This window comes from Streptococcus sp. VT 162 (assembly GCA_000688775.2).
Taxonomy (GTDB): domain Bacteria; phylum Bacillota; class Bacilli; order Lactobacillales; family Streptococcaceae; genus Streptococcus.
The window spans coordinates 1,348,316-1,366,594 of the sequence record CP007628.2 but is presented as its reverse complement, the minus strand read 5'-3'; the positions used below and the strand labels follow the sequence as shown (position 1 = coordinate 1,366,594).

Annotated in this window: 19 protein-coding genes and 1 pseudogene; 15 read left to right on the top strand and 5 right to left on the bottom strand. The window is 42.0% G+C overall.

Annotation, left to right across the window (positions count from 1 at the left end; all coding sequences use genetic code 11):
- Window positions 1-37 precede the first annotated feature (37 nt).
- On the top strand, window positions 38-670 hold the full coding sequence (locus V470_06860) for an orotate phosphoribosyltransferase (protein AHZ48138.1): 633 nt from the start codon (window positions 38-40) through the stop codon (window positions 668-670).
- 88 nt (window positions 671-758) lie between these two features.
- Here the strand turns inward: V470_06860 and V470_06855 are convergent, their stop codons facing one another.
- The 4 genes from V470_06855 to V470_06840 are packed head-to-tail and all read right to left on the bottom strand — an operon-like array spanning window position 759 to window position 3,713.
- On the bottom strand, window positions 759-1,625 hold the full coding sequence (locus V470_06855; protein AHZ48137.1) for an amino acid ABC transporter substrate-binding protein: 867 nt from the start codon (window positions 1,623-1,625) through the stop codon (window positions 759-761).
- A gap of 11 nt (window positions 1,626-1,636) precedes the next feature.
- Window positions 1,637-2,395, bottom strand: coding sequence for a glutamine ABC transporter ATP-binding protein (locus V470_06850; protein AHZ48136.1), 759 nt, complete (start codon window positions 2,393-2,395; stop codon window positions 1,637-1,639).
- Window positions 2,396-3,073, bottom strand: a complete 678-nt coding sequence (locus V470_06845) for an amino acid ABC transporter permease (GenBank protein ID AHZ48135.2) — start codon at window positions 3,071-3,073, stop codon at window positions 2,396-2,398.
- Window positions 3,033-3,713: a polar amino acid ABC transporter permease gene (locus V470_06840; protein ID AHZ48134.1), complete on the bottom strand. Its 681-nt coding sequence runs from the start codon at window positions 3,711-3,713 to the stop codon at window positions 3,033-3,035. Before V470_06840 ends, V470_06845 begins: the two co-directional genes overlap by 41 nt.
- A 209-nt stretch (window positions 3,714-3,922) precedes the next feature.
- On the opposite strand from V470_06840, the gene V470_06835 reads away from it, so the two are divergent.
- The 9 genes and pseudogenes from V470_06835 (at window position 3,923) to V470_06795 (ending at window position 11,634) form a co-directional block, all read left to right on the top strand.
- Window positions 3,923-5,059: a lactate oxidase gene (locus tag V470_06835; GenBank protein AHZ48133.1), complete on the top strand. Its 1,137-nt coding sequence runs from the start codon at window positions 3,923-3,925 to the stop codon at window positions 5,057-5,059.
- 372 nt (window positions 5,060-5,431) lie between these two features.
- Window positions 5,432-6,100, top strand: a complete 669-nt coding sequence (locus tag V470_06830) for a transcriptional regulator (protein AHZ48132.1) — start codon at window positions 5,432-5,434, stop codon at window positions 6,098-6,100.
- A gap of 277 nt (window positions 6,101-6,377) precedes the next feature.
- The gene (locus V470_06825) at window positions 6,378-6,938 is read left to right on the top strand and encodes a cobalt ABC transporter permease (protein AHZ48131.1); all 561 of its coding nucleotides are present in this window, start codon (window positions 6,378-6,380) and stop codon (window positions 6,936-6,938) included.
- Window positions 6,939-8,324, top strand: coding sequence for a sugar ABC transporter ATP-binding protein (locus V470_06820; GenBank protein AHZ48130.1), 1,386 nt, complete (start codon window positions 6,939-6,941; stop codon window positions 8,322-8,324).
- 1 nt (window position 8,325) lies between these two features.
- Entirely contained in the window at window positions 8,326-8,976 is a 651-nt protein-coding gene (locus tag V470_06815) for a cobalt ABC transporter permease (protein AHZ48129.1), read from the top strand.
- A gap of 10 nt (window positions 8,977-8,986) precedes the next feature.
- Window positions 8,987-9,678, top strand: a pseudogene (locus V470_06810) (TenA family transcriptional regulator).
- 3 nt (window positions 9,679-9,681) lie between these two features.
- Window positions 9,682-10,206 carry a thiamine transporter gene (locus V470_06805; GenBank protein AHZ48127.1) on the top strand — a complete coding sequence of 175 codons (525 nt, stop codon included), beginning with the start codon at window positions 9,682-9,684 and terminating at the stop codon, window positions 10,204-10,206.
- Window positions 10,206-11,009 (top strand): hydroxyethylthiazole kinase, encoded by an 804-nt coding sequence (locus tag V470_06800; protein AHZ48126.1) that lies wholly within the window; start codon window positions 10,206-10,208, stop codon window positions 11,007-11,009. Before V470_06805 ends, V470_06800 begins: the two co-directional genes overlap by 1 nt.
- Window positions 11,002-11,634: a thiamine-phosphate pyrophosphorylase gene (locus V470_06795; protein ID AHZ48125.1), complete on the top strand. Its 633-nt coding sequence runs from the start codon at window positions 11,002-11,004 to the stop codon at window positions 11,632-11,634. Before V470_06800 ends, V470_06795 begins: the two co-directional genes overlap by 8 nt.
- A 47-nt stretch (window positions 11,635-11,681) precedes the next feature.
- Here V470_06795 and V470_06790 read toward each other — a convergent pair whose 3' ends face one another.
- Window positions 11,682-12,473: a phosphomethylpyrimidine kinase gene (locus V470_06790; protein AHZ48124.1), complete on the bottom strand. Its 792-nt coding sequence runs from the start codon at window positions 12,471-12,473 to the stop codon at window positions 11,682-11,684.
- A 366-nt stretch (window positions 12,474-12,839) separates the two neighbouring features.
- On the opposite strand from V470_06790, the gene V470_06785 reads away from it, so the two are divergent.
- The 5 genes from V470_06785 (at window position 12,840) to V470_06765 (ending at window position 18,243) form a co-directional block, all read left to right on the top strand.
- The gene (locus V470_06785; GenBank protein ID AHZ48123.1) at window positions 12,840-13,235 is read left to right on the top strand and encodes a uracil phosphoribosyltransferase; all 396 of its coding nucleotides are present in this window, start codon (window positions 12,840-12,842) and stop codon (window positions 13,233-13,235) included.
- Between the two features lie 10 nt (window positions 13,236-13,245).
- Window positions 13,246-13,617 (top strand): ATPase, encoded by a 372-nt coding sequence (locus V470_06780; protein AHZ48122.1) that lies wholly within the window; start codon window positions 13,246-13,248, stop codon window positions 13,615-13,617.
- A gap of 9 nt (window positions 13,618-13,626) precedes the next feature.
- Window positions 13,627-15,849, top strand: a complete 2,223-nt coding sequence (locus tag V470_06775; GenBank protein AHZ48121.1) for an ATPase — start codon at window positions 13,627-13,629, stop codon at window positions 15,847-15,849.
- A gap of 212 nt (window positions 15,850-16,061) precedes the next feature.
- Window positions 16,062-17,837, top strand: a complete 1,776-nt coding sequence (locus V470_06770; protein AHZ48120.1) for a pyruvate oxidase — start codon at window positions 16,062-16,064, stop codon at window positions 17,835-17,837.
- 58 nt (window positions 17,838-17,895) lie between these two features.
- Window positions 17,896-18,243 (top strand): lactoylglutathione lyase, encoded by a 348-nt coding sequence (locus tag V470_06765; GenBank protein AHZ48119.1) that lies wholly within the window; start codon window positions 17,896-17,898, stop codon window positions 18,241-18,243.
- Window positions 18,244-18,279: the final 36 nt, after the last annotated feature.

Genomic DNA, 18,279 nt, shown 5'->3' with positions numbered 1-18,279 from the left:
TGAAAGAAATAGATTATAAAAACAAAAGGAGAATACTATGACACTTGCTAAAGATATCGCTAGCCACCTCTTGAAAATCCAAGCCGTTTACCTCAAACCAGAGGAGCCTTTTACTTGGGCATCTGGCATCAAATCGCCGATTTATACGGACAACCGTGTGACGCTTGCCTATCCAGAAACTCGTACCTTGATTGAAAATGGTTTTGTGGAAGCTATTAAAGCAGAATTTCCAGAAGTAGAAGTGATTGCAGGAACTGCGACAGCAGGAATTCCACACGGAGCTATCATCGCTGACAAGATGAACTTGCCTTTTGCCTACATCCGCAGCAAACCAAAAGACCACGGAGCTGGTAACCAAATCGAAGGCCGCGTAGCTCAGGGGCAAAAGATGGTAGTGGTTGAAGACCTCATTTCAACGGGTGGGTCTGTTCTTGAAGCCGTAGCAGCTGCTAAACGGGAAGGAGCCGATGTCCTTGGTGTCGTAGCGATTTTCAGCTATCAATTGCCGAAAGCAGATAAGAACTTTGCAGATGCTGGTGTGAAATTGGTGACGCTTTCTAACTACAGTGAACTAATCCACCTAGCCCAAGAAGAAGGTTACATCACGCCAGAAGGACTCGACCTCCTAAAACGCTTTAAAGAAGACCAAGAAAATTGGCAAAATGCCTAATACTCAATGAAAATCAAAGAGCAAACTAGGAAACTAGGCCCTGGGACAAACCACCCGTTAGACGGGTGGTCATGATTTTTGGAAAGTATTAGTCGACTTTTCCACCTTCAACAACTAGATCATCTGCATTAGCAGCATCACCGTAGGTTGGGTGAAGTGTTTTTTCATAAGCCTTGTGGAAGAAGTTTTCTTTACCAAGTTTTTCAATTTCTTGGTTGATGTAGTCAAGAAGTTCTTGATTCCCCTTTTGAACTGCTGGTGCGATGGTATCTGGGTCACCGAGGGAAGTAATTCCTACTTCAAATCCTTTATTTTCGAGAGCCCACGCTAGGACTTCCGTATTGTCAGTAGAGAAGGCATCACCACGTCCGTCAAGAAGGGCTTGGTAGGCGTCGCTATATTGGTCGTATTTTTGGAGTTTTACTTCTGGGTGATTTTTCTCAAAATAAGTTTCAGCAGTCGTTCCTTTCGTAACAATCAAGGTTTTGCCTTCTAATTCTTTGACGTCTTTGATGACTTTATCTTTTGGTGACACAACACCGAGGGAAACTTTCATGTAAGGAAGGGCAAAGTCAACTTGTTTCTTACGTTCGTCAGTAACTGTGAAGTTGGCAAGGGTGATATCCACCTTGTTTGAAATCAAGTATTCCGCACGGTTGGCAGCATCAACAGAGACGTATTTAACCTTTACACCAAGGTCTTGTGCCAGTTGGTTCCCGAGTTCAATATCGTATCCTTGGTAAGAACCGTCGTTGTCAACATAACCAAACGGTTTTTTGTCTCCAAATACGGCGATTCGTAACTCACCGCTTTTTTTGATTTCGTCGATAGTGCGGGCCTTGGCGGTTGTTTTTCCTGATGAAGCATCAGAGCTTCCACCTGAGCTACAAGCTGTGACAAATATAAGAGCAAATGCTAGAGCAAAAACAGTTAGAATTGGTTTGAGTAGTTTCATAAAAATCTCCTTTATAGATATGAGCCAAACTGGCTAAAGTCAAATACGTTTAAAAATTCCTGTGCTCGTTTGGTTTGTGGATTGGTGAAGAATTCCTGAGCCGTTCCTTCTTCAGCGATTTTCCCTTGGTCGAGAAAGATAATGCGGTCTGCAATAGCTTGGGCAAACTGCATTTCGTGGGTTACCAGAATCATGGTGCGCCCTTCTTGAGCCAAGTCATTGATGAGTTCCAGAACCTCACGCACCATTTCGGGATCCAGTGAAGCCGTCACTTCGTCAAAGAGGATAATTTCTGGATGCATGAGAAGGGCACGGACAATCGCCACACGTTGTTTCTGTCCACCAGATAATTGACGAGCAAAACTGTCTTTTTTATCGAGCAAACCCACACGTTCCAGTAGTTGTAAAGCTTCCTCCGTTACTTCTTTCTTATCTCGTCCCTGAGCTTTGATAGGGCCTAGGATAAGGTTTTGAAGGACATCTAGGTGAGGAAAGAGTTCATAACTTTGAAAGACCATGCCAATCTTTTGACGAACCAGGTGAAAGTTTTTCTGATTGCCAACAATAGACTGGCCATCCAGAAGAATATCTCCACCTTGTATGGTTTCTAAGCCATTGAGGCAACGAAGGAGAGTGCTTTTTCCGCAACCAGATGGTCCTAGAATGACAACGACTTCCCCCTTTTTGATATCCAGAGAAAGGCCTTGGAGGATGGGATTGTCTCCAAAGGATTTTTTTAGGTCCTTGATTTCTAAAATAGTTTCAGACATTTAGTTCCTCCAATGTTTTTCTAAGTGAGTGGATAGTTTGGAAATAGGAAAACAGACTGCGAAATACAGGACCAGAATGGTTCCATAAATCCAAAAGGAAGCGGTTGGGATTGTCAAGCGATTGCTGTCAATGATTTGTTGTCCAACCTTGGTAACTTCCACAACCCCAATCAAGACAACTAAGGAAGTCGTTTTGATCATACGAGTGACAAGATTGATGGCTTGTGGTAGTAGTCTTCTCAAGACCTGTGGAATGATAATGTGATAGTAAAGTTGGAAGTTGGTCAAGCCAAGAGCCTGTCCGCTTTCAAACTGATGTATAGGGAGGGAAGTAATGGCCCCACGTACCAAGTCCCCCATTTCAGCTGTTCCCCAGAGTGTAAAAACGATAATAGCAGAAGTCTCGCCTGAGATGTTGATATTAAAGTTTCGAGCCAAGCCGAAATAAACGATGAAAAGTAGTACCAGCTGGGGCATGATACGGATAAATTCCAGATAAAAGCGTGTTAAAAAACGAATAACTCTAGAATGGGAGGTCATGATGATTCCCATGACTGTTCCGAAAATTATTGATAGAAGGACAGAGAGAATGGAAATTCCAATCGTGATACCCAATCCTTGTAAGATTCGCAGGAGATTATTTCCCTGAAAGAGTACTTGCATTCCCGAATCCTGCATGGCGGAGCCTCCTTTCTATCCAGCTAAAGACTAGAGAGATGGGTAGAAGCATGATCAGGTAAGCAACTACCAACATGGCCAGTGCAATGTCTGTCTCATAATAGAGTCCAATCAAGTCCTTGGCTACGTACATGAGATCGGCTAAGGCTACCGCAGAGAAAACGGAGGTTTCTTTGATGAGGAAAATGACATTGGCACTAAAGGACGGTAGGGCTACCGCAGTCGCTTGCGGAAGAACCACATAGCGAAAGACCTGTAAAGGCGTTAGACCGATGGCTAGACCAATCTCGTGCTGGGTTTGACTAACTGCTTCCAGTCCGCTTCTGAAAGATTCAGCCATGTAGGAGCCACCTAAAAAGATGAGTCCGACTGTTGCACAGACTTCTGAAGAAAGAACAATTCCTATTCGGGGAAGCCCGAAATAGAGGAAGAAGAGCTGAATCAAAAGGGGCGTGTTTCGTGACAATTCGATGTAGGCTGTTGCTAACTGTGAAAAGATAGGAACGCGATAATGACGAATGACACTAACAATTAGACCTACAAGAAAAGAACCCAAAATTCCCCAAACTGCGATATGTAAGGTCAGAAAGAATGCCTTTTGATAGAGCGGTAAATATTGTTCAACAATGGACCAATCCAAAATAGAACCTCCCATCTAGGAATAATATAGCTATTGTAGCACTAAAGGACATGTTTGGATAATATGAATTTTTTATCACAATGATAGAAAATATTTATCATGTCTGTGATTTGAAATTTCCAGACAAAATTTTTGAAAGGATTCTGAAAAAGAGGTAAGATAGTTTATGTAAGAAAAAGTAAACGCTTACTTAACAAGGAGGACACTTTATGTCATATAAAACAAGCAATGCAGAAGGACCTGTAGATTTTATTAACACCTATGATTTGGAGCCAATGGCGCAACAAGTCATTCCTAAAGCTGCCTTTGGTTATATCGCTAGTGGAGCAGAGGATACTTTCACTCTACGCGAGAACATCCGTGCCTTTAACCACAAACTGATTGTTCCTCATACGCTTTGTGATGTTGAAAATCCAAGTACAGAGATTGAATTTGCAGGTGAAAAATTATCTTCACCAATTATTATGGCGCCTGTTGCGGCTCATAAATTAGCAAATGAGCAGGGGGAAGTAGCTACTGCGCGTGGTGTGCATGAATTTGGTTCTCTCTATACAACTAGTTCCTACTCTACCGTTGACCTTCCAGAAATTACGGAAGCTCTTCAAGGAACACCTCATTGGTTCCAATTTTACTTTAGTAAGGATGATGGAATTAACCGCCATATCATGGACCGTGTGAAGGCTGAAGGCTACAAAGCGATTGTCTTGACGGCGGATGCAACTGTAGGAGGCAATCGTGAGGTTGATAAGCGCAATGGTTTTGTCTTCCCAGTTGGCATGCCGATTGTTGAGGAATACCTGCCAGAAGGTGCTGGAAAATCAATGGACTTTGTTTACAAATCAGCTAAACAACGCTTGTCTCCACGCGATGTAGAATTTATCGCTGCTTACTCAGGTCTTCCTGTCTATGTGAAAGGGCCTCAATGCCGTGAGGACGTTGAACGTTCGCTTGCCGCAGGTGCTTCTGGTATCTGGGTAACCAACCACGGTGGCCGCCAAATCGACGGTGGACCAGCTGCCTTTGACTCACTTCAAGAAGTGGCTGAAGCAGTTGATAAACGTGTGCCAATTGTCTTTGACTCTGGTGTTCGTCGTGGTCAGCACGTCTTTAAAGCCTTGGCTTCAGGAGCAGACTTGGTAGCTATTGGGCGCCCTGTTATTTATGGCTTGGCTCTCGGCGGTAGTGTTGGTGTGCGTCAAGTCTTTGAGCACTTGAATGCAGAATTGAAGACAGTCATGCAATTATCTGGAACTCAGACTATTGAAGATGTCAAACACTTCAAACTCCGTCACAACCCATACAATCCAACCTTCCCAGTTGACCCTCGTGACTTGAAATTGTATTGATAAAGAAGACGGCCTTCACTTTATGTGGAGGTTTTTCTCGTGTTGAGAAAGGTTAACAAATCATAGCAAAGAGGAAAGGAGACTATATAAATATATTTTTCAGTCAAATATCTTGCTAGGGCTTTCAAATTCTGTTATACTGGTCCAGTATTTTTTTCGTATGTCGAAAAGAACTGTCTAATCTTGTAAGGGAAACTCTAATTCTCGTTTGTAATTGGAGTTTTTTGTTTATCAAAAGAGGATAGGCTTGTTTAGGTAGCTCTCTGCAAATGCCCTAGATGTTCTTTAAAAGTATCAAGTGTAATTACGATTTTGCTTGGTATCTCTTGGTGTTTTATTGATTACGAACGAGTAAAGAGAGGAAAAATAAATATGGAAACACAAGACTATGCATTTCAGCCAGGTTTGACCGTTGGAGAATTATTAAAAAGCAGTCAGAAGGATTGGCAGGCTGCAATCAATCATCGTTTTGTTAAGGAACTTTTTGCGGGGACAATTGAGAATAAGGTCTTAAAAGACTACCTGATTCAAGATTATCATTTCTTTGATGCCTTCTTATCCATGCTGGGTGCCTGTGTAGCTCACGCAGACCAGCTTGAATCCAAACTTCGTTTTGCCAAGCAATTAGGCTTTCTTGAAGCAGATGAGGATGGTTATTTCCAAAAGGCTTTCAAAGAGTTAAAAGTAGCAGAGAATGACTATCTAGAAGTGAACTTGCACCCTGTAACAAAAGCGTTTCAGGAGCTAATGTATTCTGCTGTGACTTCATCAGACTATGCTCATCTTTTGGTCATGCTGGTCATTGCAGAAGGTCTTTATTTAGACTGGGGTTCTAAAGATTTGGTTCTACCTGAAGCCTATATTCATTTAGAATGGGTTAATCTCCACAGAGGTCCTTTCTTTGCAGAGTGGGTTCAATTTCTAGTTGATGAACTTAATCGTGTCGGGAAAAATCGAGAAGATTTGACAGAACTTCAGGAACGCTGGAATCAAGCAGTTGCTTTGGAATTAGCTTTTTTTGATATTGGTTATGAATTATAGGACAGATTCAATACTTTTATGTAGATCAAAAGAATGAACAAACAAACTATATAAATATATTTTCCAGTCAAAGTTCTTGCTAGGGCTTTCAAATTCTGTTATACTGGTCCAGTATTTTTTTCGTATGTCGAAAAGAACTGTCTAATCTTGTAAGCTAAACTCTAATTCTCGTTTGTAATTGGAGTTTTTTTGTTTATCAAAAGAGGATAAGTTTGACGGTAAGCTTTTTGGTATCTCTCCTTGAATGCCCCACTTTTCTTTAAAAAAGGAGTTTTTTATGTTGAAAAAATGGCAGTTAAAAGATGTTATCTTGCTTGCTTTCTTGTCTATCTTTTTTGGTGGCGTTTTTGTGGGTTCAGGCTATCTGTTTGATATTCTCACCCTAATCTTGGCCCCTCTTGGTTTGCAGGCCTTTGCCAATGAAATCCTCTTTGGTCTCTGGTGTATGGCTGCGCCCATTGCGGCTATCTTTGTTCCAAGAGTCGGAAGTGCAACGATTGGAGAAGTGCTTGCTGCGCTTGCTGAAGTTCTTTATGGTAGCCAATTCGGCCTAGGCGCCCTATTGTCTGGCTTGGTTCAAGGCTTGGGAAGTGAATTTGGCTTTCTTGTGACCAAGAATCGCTATGAAAGTTGGCTCTCTCTAACTGCTAATAGTATTGGGATTACGCTTTTTAGCTTTGTCTATGAATACATTAAATTAGGTTACTATGCCTTTTCTCTTCCTTTTGTCCTTTCCTTGCTTTTGGTGCGTTTTATTTCAGTCTTTTTCTTCTGTACCATCTTGGTTCGTGCCATTGTCAAACTCTACCATCAGTTTGCAGCTGGAGGAAAGGCGTAGATGGGGCTGGAATTAAGAGGAATTCAGTCACCAATCTTTTCGGAACCGATTGATTTTACTTTTCATGAGCAAGCTTTTACCTTGTTAGTTGGGAGCAGTGGTTCAGGAAAATCCAGTCTCTTTCAAATTATTGCTCAAGTCAGTTCTCTTCCCTATAGTGGTCAAGTCCTGATAGATGGGAGTCAGGTCAGTCAGCTTTCTATCGTCGAACGTGTCCAGACGGTTGGCATTCTCTTTCAAAATCCCAATCATCAATTTACCATGGAGAACTTGTTTGAAGAGCTGATTTTTACCTTGGAAAATATTGGGCATCCCGTTCAGGAAATTGATGCTAAAATAGCTGAGGTGGTCCGGCAATGTCGCTGCAAGGCAATCTTGAACCGTCCCATCCATCACTTATCAGGTGGGGAAAAGCAAAAAGCTGCACTGGCTGTTCTTTTTGCTATGAACCCTAGGGTCTATCTCTTGGATGAACCCTTTGCTTCCATTGATCGAAAAAGTAGGCTAGAGATCCTAGAGATTCTAAAAGAGTTGTCCTCTAATGGGAAGACAGTCATCCTGTGCGACCATGATTTATCAGACTATGGAGCCTACATTGACCATATGGTGGAGCTGAGAGACGGGCAACTATGGGAAATAAATAAAATCCCTACCTCTGAGATGACACAGGTTTCTTCAAAGGAAGTTGCTTCTAACCCAGAACTATTCCATATGGACCGTGTGACTTGTGAGCTGGGAAATCGCCCCCTCTTTTCGATTGCGGATTTCACATTTTACCAAGGAATTTCCTGTATCTTAGGTGACAATGGTGTCGGGAAATCAACCCTCTTTCGCTCTATTCTTCAATTTCAAAAGTATAAGGGGTGCATTAGTTGGAAGGGGAAAGTCCTGAAAAAGAAAAAGAGTTTGTATCGTGATCTGACGGGTGTTGTTCAGGAAGCTGAGAAGCAGTTTATCCGAGTCAGTCTGCGAGAGGAACTGCAATTAGATGTTCCAGATACTGTGAGAAATCAGCGGATTCTCCAAGCATTACGATATTTTGATCTGGAGCAGGCGCTCGATAAGAGTCCTTATCAATTAAGTGGTGGACAGCAAAAGATTCTTCAGCTATTGACCATCTTGACCAGCAAGGCTTCTGTGATTTTGCTAGATGAACCTTTTGCTGGTTTGGATGATAGAGCTTGCCATTATTTTTGTCAGTGGATTGTGGAGGAGAGCAATCAAGGAAGAAGTTTTTTGATCATTAGCCATCGTTTAGATCCCTTGATCTCTGTGGTTGATTATTGGATTGAGATGACTAGTGAGGGTCTCAGTCATGTGAAAGACGTGACAATCAGCAAACCTCTCACATCTCGGAGTATCAATACTCAAGGGGAGGTGAAGTAGTATGATCAAAGTCGCAACCAAGACACCGATACTCAGTCTCTTCTTGCTGATTTTATCCTTGGAAACATCTTTCATTCCTTCGATTGCTCTTAATCTTTCAGTAGTCGCATTTTGCATTCTCTTTATGCTCTACCACCGTCGATTTAAAATGTTGGCTTGGATGATTGTGCTCGCCATTTTGCCATCCTTCGCCAACTATTGGGCAGTACAGTTACATGGGGATGCTTCGCAGGCAGTGATACTTGGAACGAGGGCCTTTGTGACCGTTTGTATCAGCCTTGTCTTTGTTTCCAGTATTTCCCTAAAAGAGCTTCTCTTGCACTTGGCTCAAAAGGGGCTATCGCGTTCTTGGGCCTATGCCTTGATTGTGGTATTCAATTCCTTTCCCCTCATTCAGCAAGAAATCAAGTCTCTCAAGGAAGCGTGCTTACTGCGTGGTCAAAAACTGCATGTTTGGTCGCCCTTGATTTACAGTAAGGTTTTGATGACGGTCTTTAGGTGGCGCCATCTTTATCTGAGAGCTTTGTCTGCGCACGGATATGACGAACATGCACAGTTGGAGAATCGCTATCGGACTTTTTATATTTCTCAGAGGACAAAATTAATCTACCTGCTGTTCTTTTTATTACTTCAAACCAGTCTATTTTTATAAAGGAGTTATTATGGAATTCACAGATATTGCGATGGAATTATCCAAGGAAGCTTGGCAGGCTTCCTTTCAGCATCCTTTTGTTCTACAGTTACAAGAGGGAACGTTAGAACCTTCCATCTTTCGCTATTACCTGATTCAGGATGCCTACTATCTGAAGTCTTTTTCAGAAGCCTATCACCTCTTGGCTGATAAGACTTCCAACGAGGAGATGAAAAGACTCTTGAAACAAAATGCTCAGGGTCTAGTGGAGGGGAATTATTTATCCGCCAACAATTTTTTAAGGAATTAGGAATCAGCGACCAGGAAATGGAGCAACATCCAATCGCTCCAACCTGTTATCATTACATTTCTCATATTTATCGTCAGTTTGCAGAGCCAAACTTGGGCATTGCTTTTGCTAGTTTGCTCCCATGTCCTTGGTTATACCATGATTTGGGCAAGGCACTTAATCGCAAACCATCCCCGAATCCTCTTTATCAACAGTGGATTGAGACCTATATCACCGATGAGTTAGAACAGCAGATTAAAGAAGAAGAAGAGCTGGTCAATCAACTCTATCGCGAAAGCAACGAGACGGACAAACAAAAAATGCTAGAGGCCTTCCACCGAAGTGTCCACATGGAAGCCAAGTTTTGGGAGATGGCTTACCAACATCAAACCTGGACGAGTGATTTGCAGTCTTTAGAAAAAGAGAAGAAATAGAAAATGAGAAACCACCAACTACAAGTTCACAAATTAACTGTTTTATCCATGATGATTGCTCTTGACGTAGTTCTTACACCCATCTTTCGAATTGAAGGAATGGCACCGATGTCCAGTGTAGTCAATATCCTTGCAGGGATCTTGATGGGACCTGTTTATGCCTTGGTCATGGCTACAGTCACAGCCTTTATCCGTATGTCTACTCAGGGCATTCCCCCTTTGGCCCTAACAGGAGCTACTTTCGGAGCCCTCCTTGCAGGTCTCTTTTATAAGTATGGTCGAAAATTTCACTATTCTGCTCTAGGAGAAATCTTGGGAACAGGGATAATCGGTTCCATTGTTTCCTATCCTGTTATGGTTCTCTTTACAGGATCTGCGGCCAAGCTTAGCTGGTTTATCTACACCCCTCGATTTTTCGGAGCAACCTTGATCGGTACAGCCATAGCTTTCCTCGCCTTTCGATTTTTAATCAAGCAGGAATTTTTTAAAAAAGTGCAGGGATATTTCTTTGGAGAAAGGATAGACTGATGCAGGCGTTTACAAATCCTTTCCCTCTGGTAGCAAGTTCCTTGATTCACTGCATCACCAATGAGATTTCCTGCGAGATGCTGGCCAATGGCATTTTGGCTCTGGGATGCAAACCTGTTATGGAAGATGATCCCCGTGAGGTTCTTGATTTTACCAAACAAAGCCAGGCTCTCTTCATCAATTTGGGGCATTTGTCTGCTGAGAAGGAAAAAGCAATCCGTATGGCAGCTTCTTATGCAAATCAAGCTTCTCTACCAATGGTAGTAGATGCGGTTGGCCTAGCAGCATCATCCATTCGTAAGAATCTAGTCAGAGAACTTTTAGAATACAAGCCCACAGTCCTTAAAGGAAATATGTCGGAAATACGGAGTCTTGTTGGTTTAAAGCACCACGGAGTTGGGGTCGATGCTAGTGCTAAAGATCAAGAAACTGAGGATTTGCTCCAAGTCTTGAAAGACTGGTGTCAGCTTTATCCTGGTATGTCATTTTTAGTCACTGGACCCAAGGACCTCATTGTTTCGGAGAATCAGGTTGCAATATTGGGAAATGGCTGTGCAGAATTAGACTGGATAACAGGGACAGGAGACTTAGTTGGAGCCTTGACATCCGTTTTTCTCAGCCAAGGAAAGACTGCATTTGAAGCTTCTTGCCTAGCAGTTTCTTATCTCAATATCGCTGCTGAGAGAATACTTGTTCAAGGAATGGGATTGGAAGATTTTCGTTACCAAGTTCTCAACCAACTCTCTCTCCTAAAAAGAGATGAAAATTGGCTAGAAGCCATCAAAGGAGATGTTTATGAATAGAGAAGCACTTAGACTGTATCTAGTAACCAATCGCTACCAAGATTCCTTGGAAAGCTTTCTTGAAAAAGTGGAGACAGCCTGCCGTTCAGGTGTTACCATCATCCAACTACGAGAAAAAAATCTCACAACCAATCAATATTATCAACTGGCAAAACAAGTCAAGGAAATAACAGACGCCTATCAGGTACCCTTGATTATCGATGATCGTTTGGATGTCTGTCTCGCGGTTGATGCTGCAGGTTTGCATATTGGTGACGATGAACTACCAGTTTCGGTAGCCCGCCAAGTATTGGGTCCTGAAAAAATCCTCGGTGTCACTGCTAAAACAGTAAAAAGAGCTCTTGAAGCAGAAACATCGGGTGCAGATTACTTGGGGACAGGAGCTATTTTCCCGACAATTACCAAAGAAAATGCACCTATCACCCTGATTTCAACCTTGAAAACCATTTGCCAAACGGTCGCCATTCCAGTAGTTGCTATCGGAGGATTGACGTCAGAGAATATTGACCAACTTGCTGAAACTGGTATAGCTGGAGTAGCAGTCGTACGTGATTTGATGCAGGCAGAAGATATTGAGGCAAAAGCACATGCCTTTTTAACAAAGCTGGATGACATGATTTCCTAATCAAAAACTCTCTAATTCCCTTAAAGTAGGAACTAGAGAGTTTTTTCTTAATCTTTAAAGCTTGTATGGTTGACTGGGCCAGAACCATGACCGAGTTGAGGAGCGTCTTGGATGGCTTTTGTGATAAAGGCCTTGGCCTTATCAACTGCCTGGTAAAGACTTCTGCCCTTGGCTAGTTCAGCCGTAATCACAGCAGCAAAGGTACATCCAGTACCATGGGTGTGACAAGTTTGAATTCGTGGACTTTCCCAGACAAATTGTTCATCCTTGGTAAAGAGGAAATCCTTGGCACCACCTTCAAGATGGCCACCTTTGATAACAACGGACTGAGGACCAAATTCTTTTATAATCAGGCGACCAGCACGCTGCATGTCTTCGGGGTCATGGATTGAAAAACCAACAATCTCTTCTGCCTCAGGAAGATTGGGCGTGATAATGGTAGCAAGGGGAAGCAGATTTGTTTTTAGGTAGTCTCTGGCACTAGAATCAATCAGGGTGTCCCCACTCGTAGCGACCATAACAGGGTCAAGAACATAGGGACAGTCCAGCTTTTTAAGATAGGGTTGGATGATCTCCATGATCTCAGTAGTTGCCAACATCCCTGTTTTTACAGCCTGAGGCTTGATATCCGAAAAGACACTATCCAATTGAGCTTCCAGCATTTGGTTGGAGACGTGCTCGATTAATTGAACGCCTCTGGTATTTTGAGCGACAAGACTGGTCACAACGGCCATTCCATAGACATCTCTAGCTTGGAATGACTTTAAATCAGCCATAATGCCAGCACCGCCACTAGGGTCAGTCCCTGCAATGGTTAGAGCAACGGGTAAATAAGTCATCTAAAACCTCCCAACCAACTGAAGTTTGTATTCTTAAGAACAAGCTAGTCTGTTTCAGGAAAGCAATAGAAGACCAGCTAGTCCTCATTATCATTTCCACTTCCATCAGCTAGCATTACCTAGATTGAGTCAAAGGGATCTAACAGTCGTTAATCTCAGCTTTACGCACCCCTAGTGGTTGTTTTCTTTTTTCTTCAGTATAGCATATTTTTATAGTTTATATAGTAAAATTTGACTGCAAATCTCTCGTTACATGATTGGAATTCTATTTTTCGAAAAAATAATAAAAATTATAGTTGACAAATGTAGATTTTCGCGGTATACTAATAACTGTAATTGACAAATGTAGATTTAGGAGGTGTGATTATGCAGATTTCAGATGCAGAATGGCAGGTCATGAAGATTATTTGGATGCAGGGGGAGCAGACCAGTACGGATTTGATCAGGGTTCTGGCGGAACGGTTTGACTGGTCCAAGTCCACGGTTCAGACTCTTTTGGCTCGTCTGGTTGAGAAAGAGTGTTTAACTCGGAAAAAAGAGGGCAAGTCCTTTATTTATTCAGCCCTTTTAACTCTAGACCAAAGCCGAGACTTGCTTGTCCAAGATATCAAAGACAAGGTTTGTTCTCGTAGGATTAAGAACTTGTTGGCTGATTTGATTGCTGAATGTGATTTTACTTTGTCTGACTTGGAAGGATTGGAAGCTGTGATTTCTGAGAAAAAAGCTAGCGCAGTAACAGAAGTAAAATGTAATTGTATGTAAAGGAGACGTCATGTTAAATAGTATTGTAACCATTATTTGTATTACCCTTATCGCGTTTATCTTGTTTTGGTTTTTCAAAAAGCCTGAAAAATCTGGACAAAAGGCCCAGCAAAAAAACGGCTACCAAGAGATTCGAGTGGAAGTCAAAGGGGGCTATACGCCTGAGTTGATTATTCTTAAGAAATCAGTGCCAGCCCGTATCGTCTTTGACCGCAAGGACCCTTCACCCTGCCTAGATCAGATCGTCTTTCCAGATTTTGGTGTGCATGCGGATCTTCCTATGGGTGAAGAGTATGTAGTGGAAATCACACCTGAACAGGCTGGAGAGTATGGTTTCTCTTGTGGCATGAATATGATGCACGGTAAGATGATTGTAGAATAGGAGAATGATATGACTGAAATCGTAAAAGCAAGTCTTGAAAATGGTGTTCAAAAAATCCGTATCACGGCAGACAAAGGCTACCATCCAGACCACATTCAACTGCAAAAAGGGATTCCTGCTGAGATTACCTTTCATCGTGTGACACCTTCAAACTGTTATAAAGAGATTCTCTTCGAAGAAGAAGGAATTCTAGAACCAATCGGTGTGGATGAAGAGAAGACAATTCGTTTTACACCTCAAGAGTTAGGCCAACATGAATTTTCATGTGGCATGAAGATGCAAAAGGGGAGTTATACCGTAGTTGAGAAGACTCGAAAATCTCTATCACTTTTACAACGTTTTTGGATTACTAGTATCTTTACTGTGCCTCTTGTGATTCTTATGATTGGGATGTCTACAGGAGGAATTAGTCACCAAGTCATGCGTTGGGGCACCTTTTTAGCCACAACCCCCATTATGCTGGTAGCTGGAGTTCCATATATCAGAAGCGCCTGGGCTAGTTTTAAAAAGCACAATTCCAACATGGATACCTTGGTTGCTCTGGGAACCCTAGTGGCCTATTTCTATAGCTTAGTTGCCCTCTTCACTGGTCTGCCCGTTTACTTTGAAAGTGCTGCATTTATCCTCTTCTTCATTCTTTTGGGAGCAGTTTTTGAGGAAAAAATGCGAAAAAATACTTCGCAGGCAGTCGAAAAATTATTAGACCTACAAGCAAAAACAGCAGAGGTTTTGCGTGATGATGTTTATGTTCAAATACCTCTAGAACAAGTCAAAGTTGGGGATCTCATTCGCGTTCGACCAGGTGAAAAAATTGCCGTTGATGGGACTGTAATAGAAGGAGAAACTAGTATTGATGAATCAATGGTAACTGGGGAAAGTATTCCAGTCGATAAATCAGTTGGAGATGCTGTCATTGGTTCAACCATCAATAATAGTGGTACGATCATTTTTAGAGCTGAAAAAGTAGGTTCTGAAACCATGTTGGCTCAGATTGTAGACTTTGTGAAGAAAGCTCAAACCAGTCGTGCTCCTATTCAAGATTTGACAGACAAGATTTCTGGAATTTTCGTACCAGCAGTTGTCATTTTAGGACTCCTTACTTTTTGGATCTGGTTTGTTTTTCTTGGTGAAAGTTTTGTAACGTCGCTTCTCTATGGTGTTGCAGTCTTGATTATTGCCTGCCCTTGTGCTCTTGGACTTGCGACACCAACAGCACTCATGGTTGGAACAGGACGAAGTGCCAAGATGGGGATTCTTCTCAAAAATGGTACAGTTCTACAGGAAATCCAAAAAGTTCAAACGGTTGTTTTTGATAAGACAGGAACCTTGACCGAAGGGAAGCCAGTAGTGACAGATGTTATCGGAGATGAAGGAGAAGTGCTAAGTTTGGCTGCTTCACTGGAAGATGTATCTCAACACCCGCTAGCTCAAGCTATTGTTAATCGTGCATCTGAACTAGGAATTAGCCTTCACCCAGTGGAAAACTTCCAAGCCTTGCATGGAAAAGGTGTGACTGGGATTATTAATGGTAAGCAAGTCTTGCTGGGGAATGCTAAGCTCTTAGCTGACCTTGCTATTCCACATGATTATCAAGAACGATTTGATTTGCTTGAGAAAGAAGCAAAAACAGTTGTCTTCCTATCCGTGGATGGTCAGTTAAAAGGCTTAATTGCCTTGCAGGATGTCCCTAAGGAAAATGCCAAAGAAGCTATTGCTAAATTGAAAAAACGTGGTCTTAGAACGGTCATGCTTACTGGAGATAATGCTGGAGTAGCCCATGCGATTGCAGAACAAATTGGTATCGAAGAAGTAATCGCAAATGTCTTGCCAGAGGAAAAGGCACATGAAATTCACAAGCTTCAAAAGAATGGGAAATTGGCCTTTGTTGGAGATGGTATCAATGATGCGCCGGCCCTCAGTGTAGCGGATGTCGGAATTGCCATGGGCTCTGGGACAGATATTGCCATTGAATCAGCAGATCTTGTCCTTACAACCAACAATTTACTAGGATTGGCACGTGCTTTTGATATGAGTAAGAAGACCTTTAATCGTATTCTACTCAATCTTTTCTGGGCTTCTATCTATAACCTCATTGGTATTCCGATTGCAGCAGGAGTGTTTTCTGTTCTTGGTTTGGTACTCAATCCAGAACTTGCAGGATTGGCCATGGCCTTTAGTTCAGTATCTGTTTTAATCAGTTCACTCATGCTAAACTTTAGTAAAATAGACTAAAAGCGAGCTTGCTCGCTTTTTATTATAAAACAGATATTAAAAACGTTTTCAAACTGTACTGTAATAGAGAATAAAAACTTCTGAGCACATTCTTAGGATACCCAAAACAAATGTGGTAAAGTAGTAGAGTAAAAATTTGCTGAAACGTTTCCAATTAGTATATGAAAACGGATTTATCAAGTTTTAAAAATATTTGAAGGAGAGTTATCATTATGACTCAAGGGAAAATTACTGCATCTGCAGCAATGCTCAACGTATTGAAAACATGGGGCGTAGACACAATCTACGGTATCCCATCAGGAACACTCAGCTCATTGATGGACGCTTTGGCTGAAGACAAAGATATCCGTTTCTTGCAAGTTCGCCACGAAGAAACAGGTGCTCTTGCAGCGGTCATGCAAGCTAAATTTGGCGGCTCAATCGGGGTTGCTGTTGGTTCAGGTGGTCCAGGTGCGACTCACTTGATTAACGGTGTTTACGATGCAGCTATGGATAACACTCCATTCCTTGCTATCCTTGGATCACGTCCAGTTAACGAACTCAACATGGATGCCTTCCAAGAATTGAACCAAAACCCAATGTACAACGGTATCGCTGTTTACAACAAACGTGTCGCTTACGCTGAGCAATTGCCAAAAGTAATCGACGAAGCTTGCCGTGCTGCAGTTTCTAAAAAAGGTCCAGCTGTTGTTGAAATCCCAGTAAACTTCGGTTTCCAAGAAATCGACGAAAACTCTTACTACGGTTCAGGTTCATACGAACGTTCATTCATCGCTCCTGCTTTGAACGAAGTTGAAATTGACAAAGCAGTTGAAATCTTGAACAATGCTGAACGCCCAGTTATCTATGCTGGTTACGGTGGTGTTAAAGCTGGTGAAGTCATTACTGAATTGTCACGTAAAATCAAAGCACCAATCATCACAACTGGTAAAAACTTTGAAGCCTTTGAATGGAACTACGAAGGTTTGACAGGTTCTGCTTACCGTGTTGGTTGGAAACCAGCTAACGAAGTGGTCTTCGAAGCAGACACAGTTCTTTTCCTTGGTTCAAACTTCCCATTTGCTGAAGTTTACGAAGCATTCAAGAACACTGAAAAATTCATCCAAGTTGATATCGACCCTTACAAACTTGGCAAACGTCACGCCCTTGACGCTTCTATCCTTGGTGATGCAGGTCAAGCAGCGAAAGCAATCCTTGACAAAGTAAACCCAGTAGAATCTACTCCATGGTGGCGTGCAAACGTTAAGAACAACCAAAACTGGCGTGATTACATGAACAAAATCGAAGGTAAAACTGAGGGTGAATTGCAATTGTATCAAGTTTACAATGCAATCAACAAACATGCTGATCAAGACGCTATCTACTCAATCGACGTAGGTGACACTACTCAAACATCTACTCGTCACCTTCACATGACACCTAAGAACATGTGGCGTACATCTCCACTCTTTGCGACAATGGGTATTGCCCTTCCTGGTGGTATCGCTGCTAAGAAAGACAATCCAGATCGCCAAGTATGGAACATCATGGGTGACGGTGCATTCAACATGTGCTACCCAGACGTTATCACAAACGTTCAATACGACCTTCCAGTTATCAACGTTGTCTTCTCAAATGGTAAATATGCCTTCATCAAGGACAAATACGAAGACACAAACAAACACTTGTTTGGTTGTGACTTCCCTAATGCTGACTATGCGAAAATCGCTGAAGCTCAAGGTGCTGTAGGATTTACAGTTGACCGTATCGAAGACATCGATGCAGTTGTTGCAGAAGCTGTTAAACTCAACAAAGAAGGTAAAACTGTTGTGATCGATGCTCGCATCACTCCACACCGTCCACTTCCAGTAGAAGTACTTGAATTGGATCCAAAACTTCACTCAGAAGAAGCAATCAAAGACTTCAAGGAAAAATACGAAGCAGAAGAACTCGTACCATTCCGCCTCTTCTTGGAAGAAGAAGGATTGCAATCACGCGCAATTAAATAATTCCTTCGTGGAACTTAAAAAGATCGGAGCAATCCGGTCTTTTTCTGGAGGATAGTAAATGAATTTAAATCAATTAGATATTATCGTTTCAGATGTTCCCCAAGTCTGTGCTGACTTGGAGCGTATTTTGGATAAAAAGCCCGATTATGTTGATGACAGTTTTGCTCAGTTTACGATTGGCAGTCACTGTCTGATGTTGTCCCAAAATCATTTGATTCCTTTGGAAGATTTTCAGTCAGGAATCATTCTTCATATCGAGGTTGAGGATGTAGACCAGAATTACCAACGGTTGAAAGAACTTGGTATCCAGGTTTTAAACGGACCAACTGTAACCGATTGGGGAACAGAGTCCTTATTAGTTAAAGGGCCTGCTGGTCTAGTGATTGATTTTTATCGTATGAAGTAGGTAATTCTATTATCAAATTTTTTATCTAAACATTCT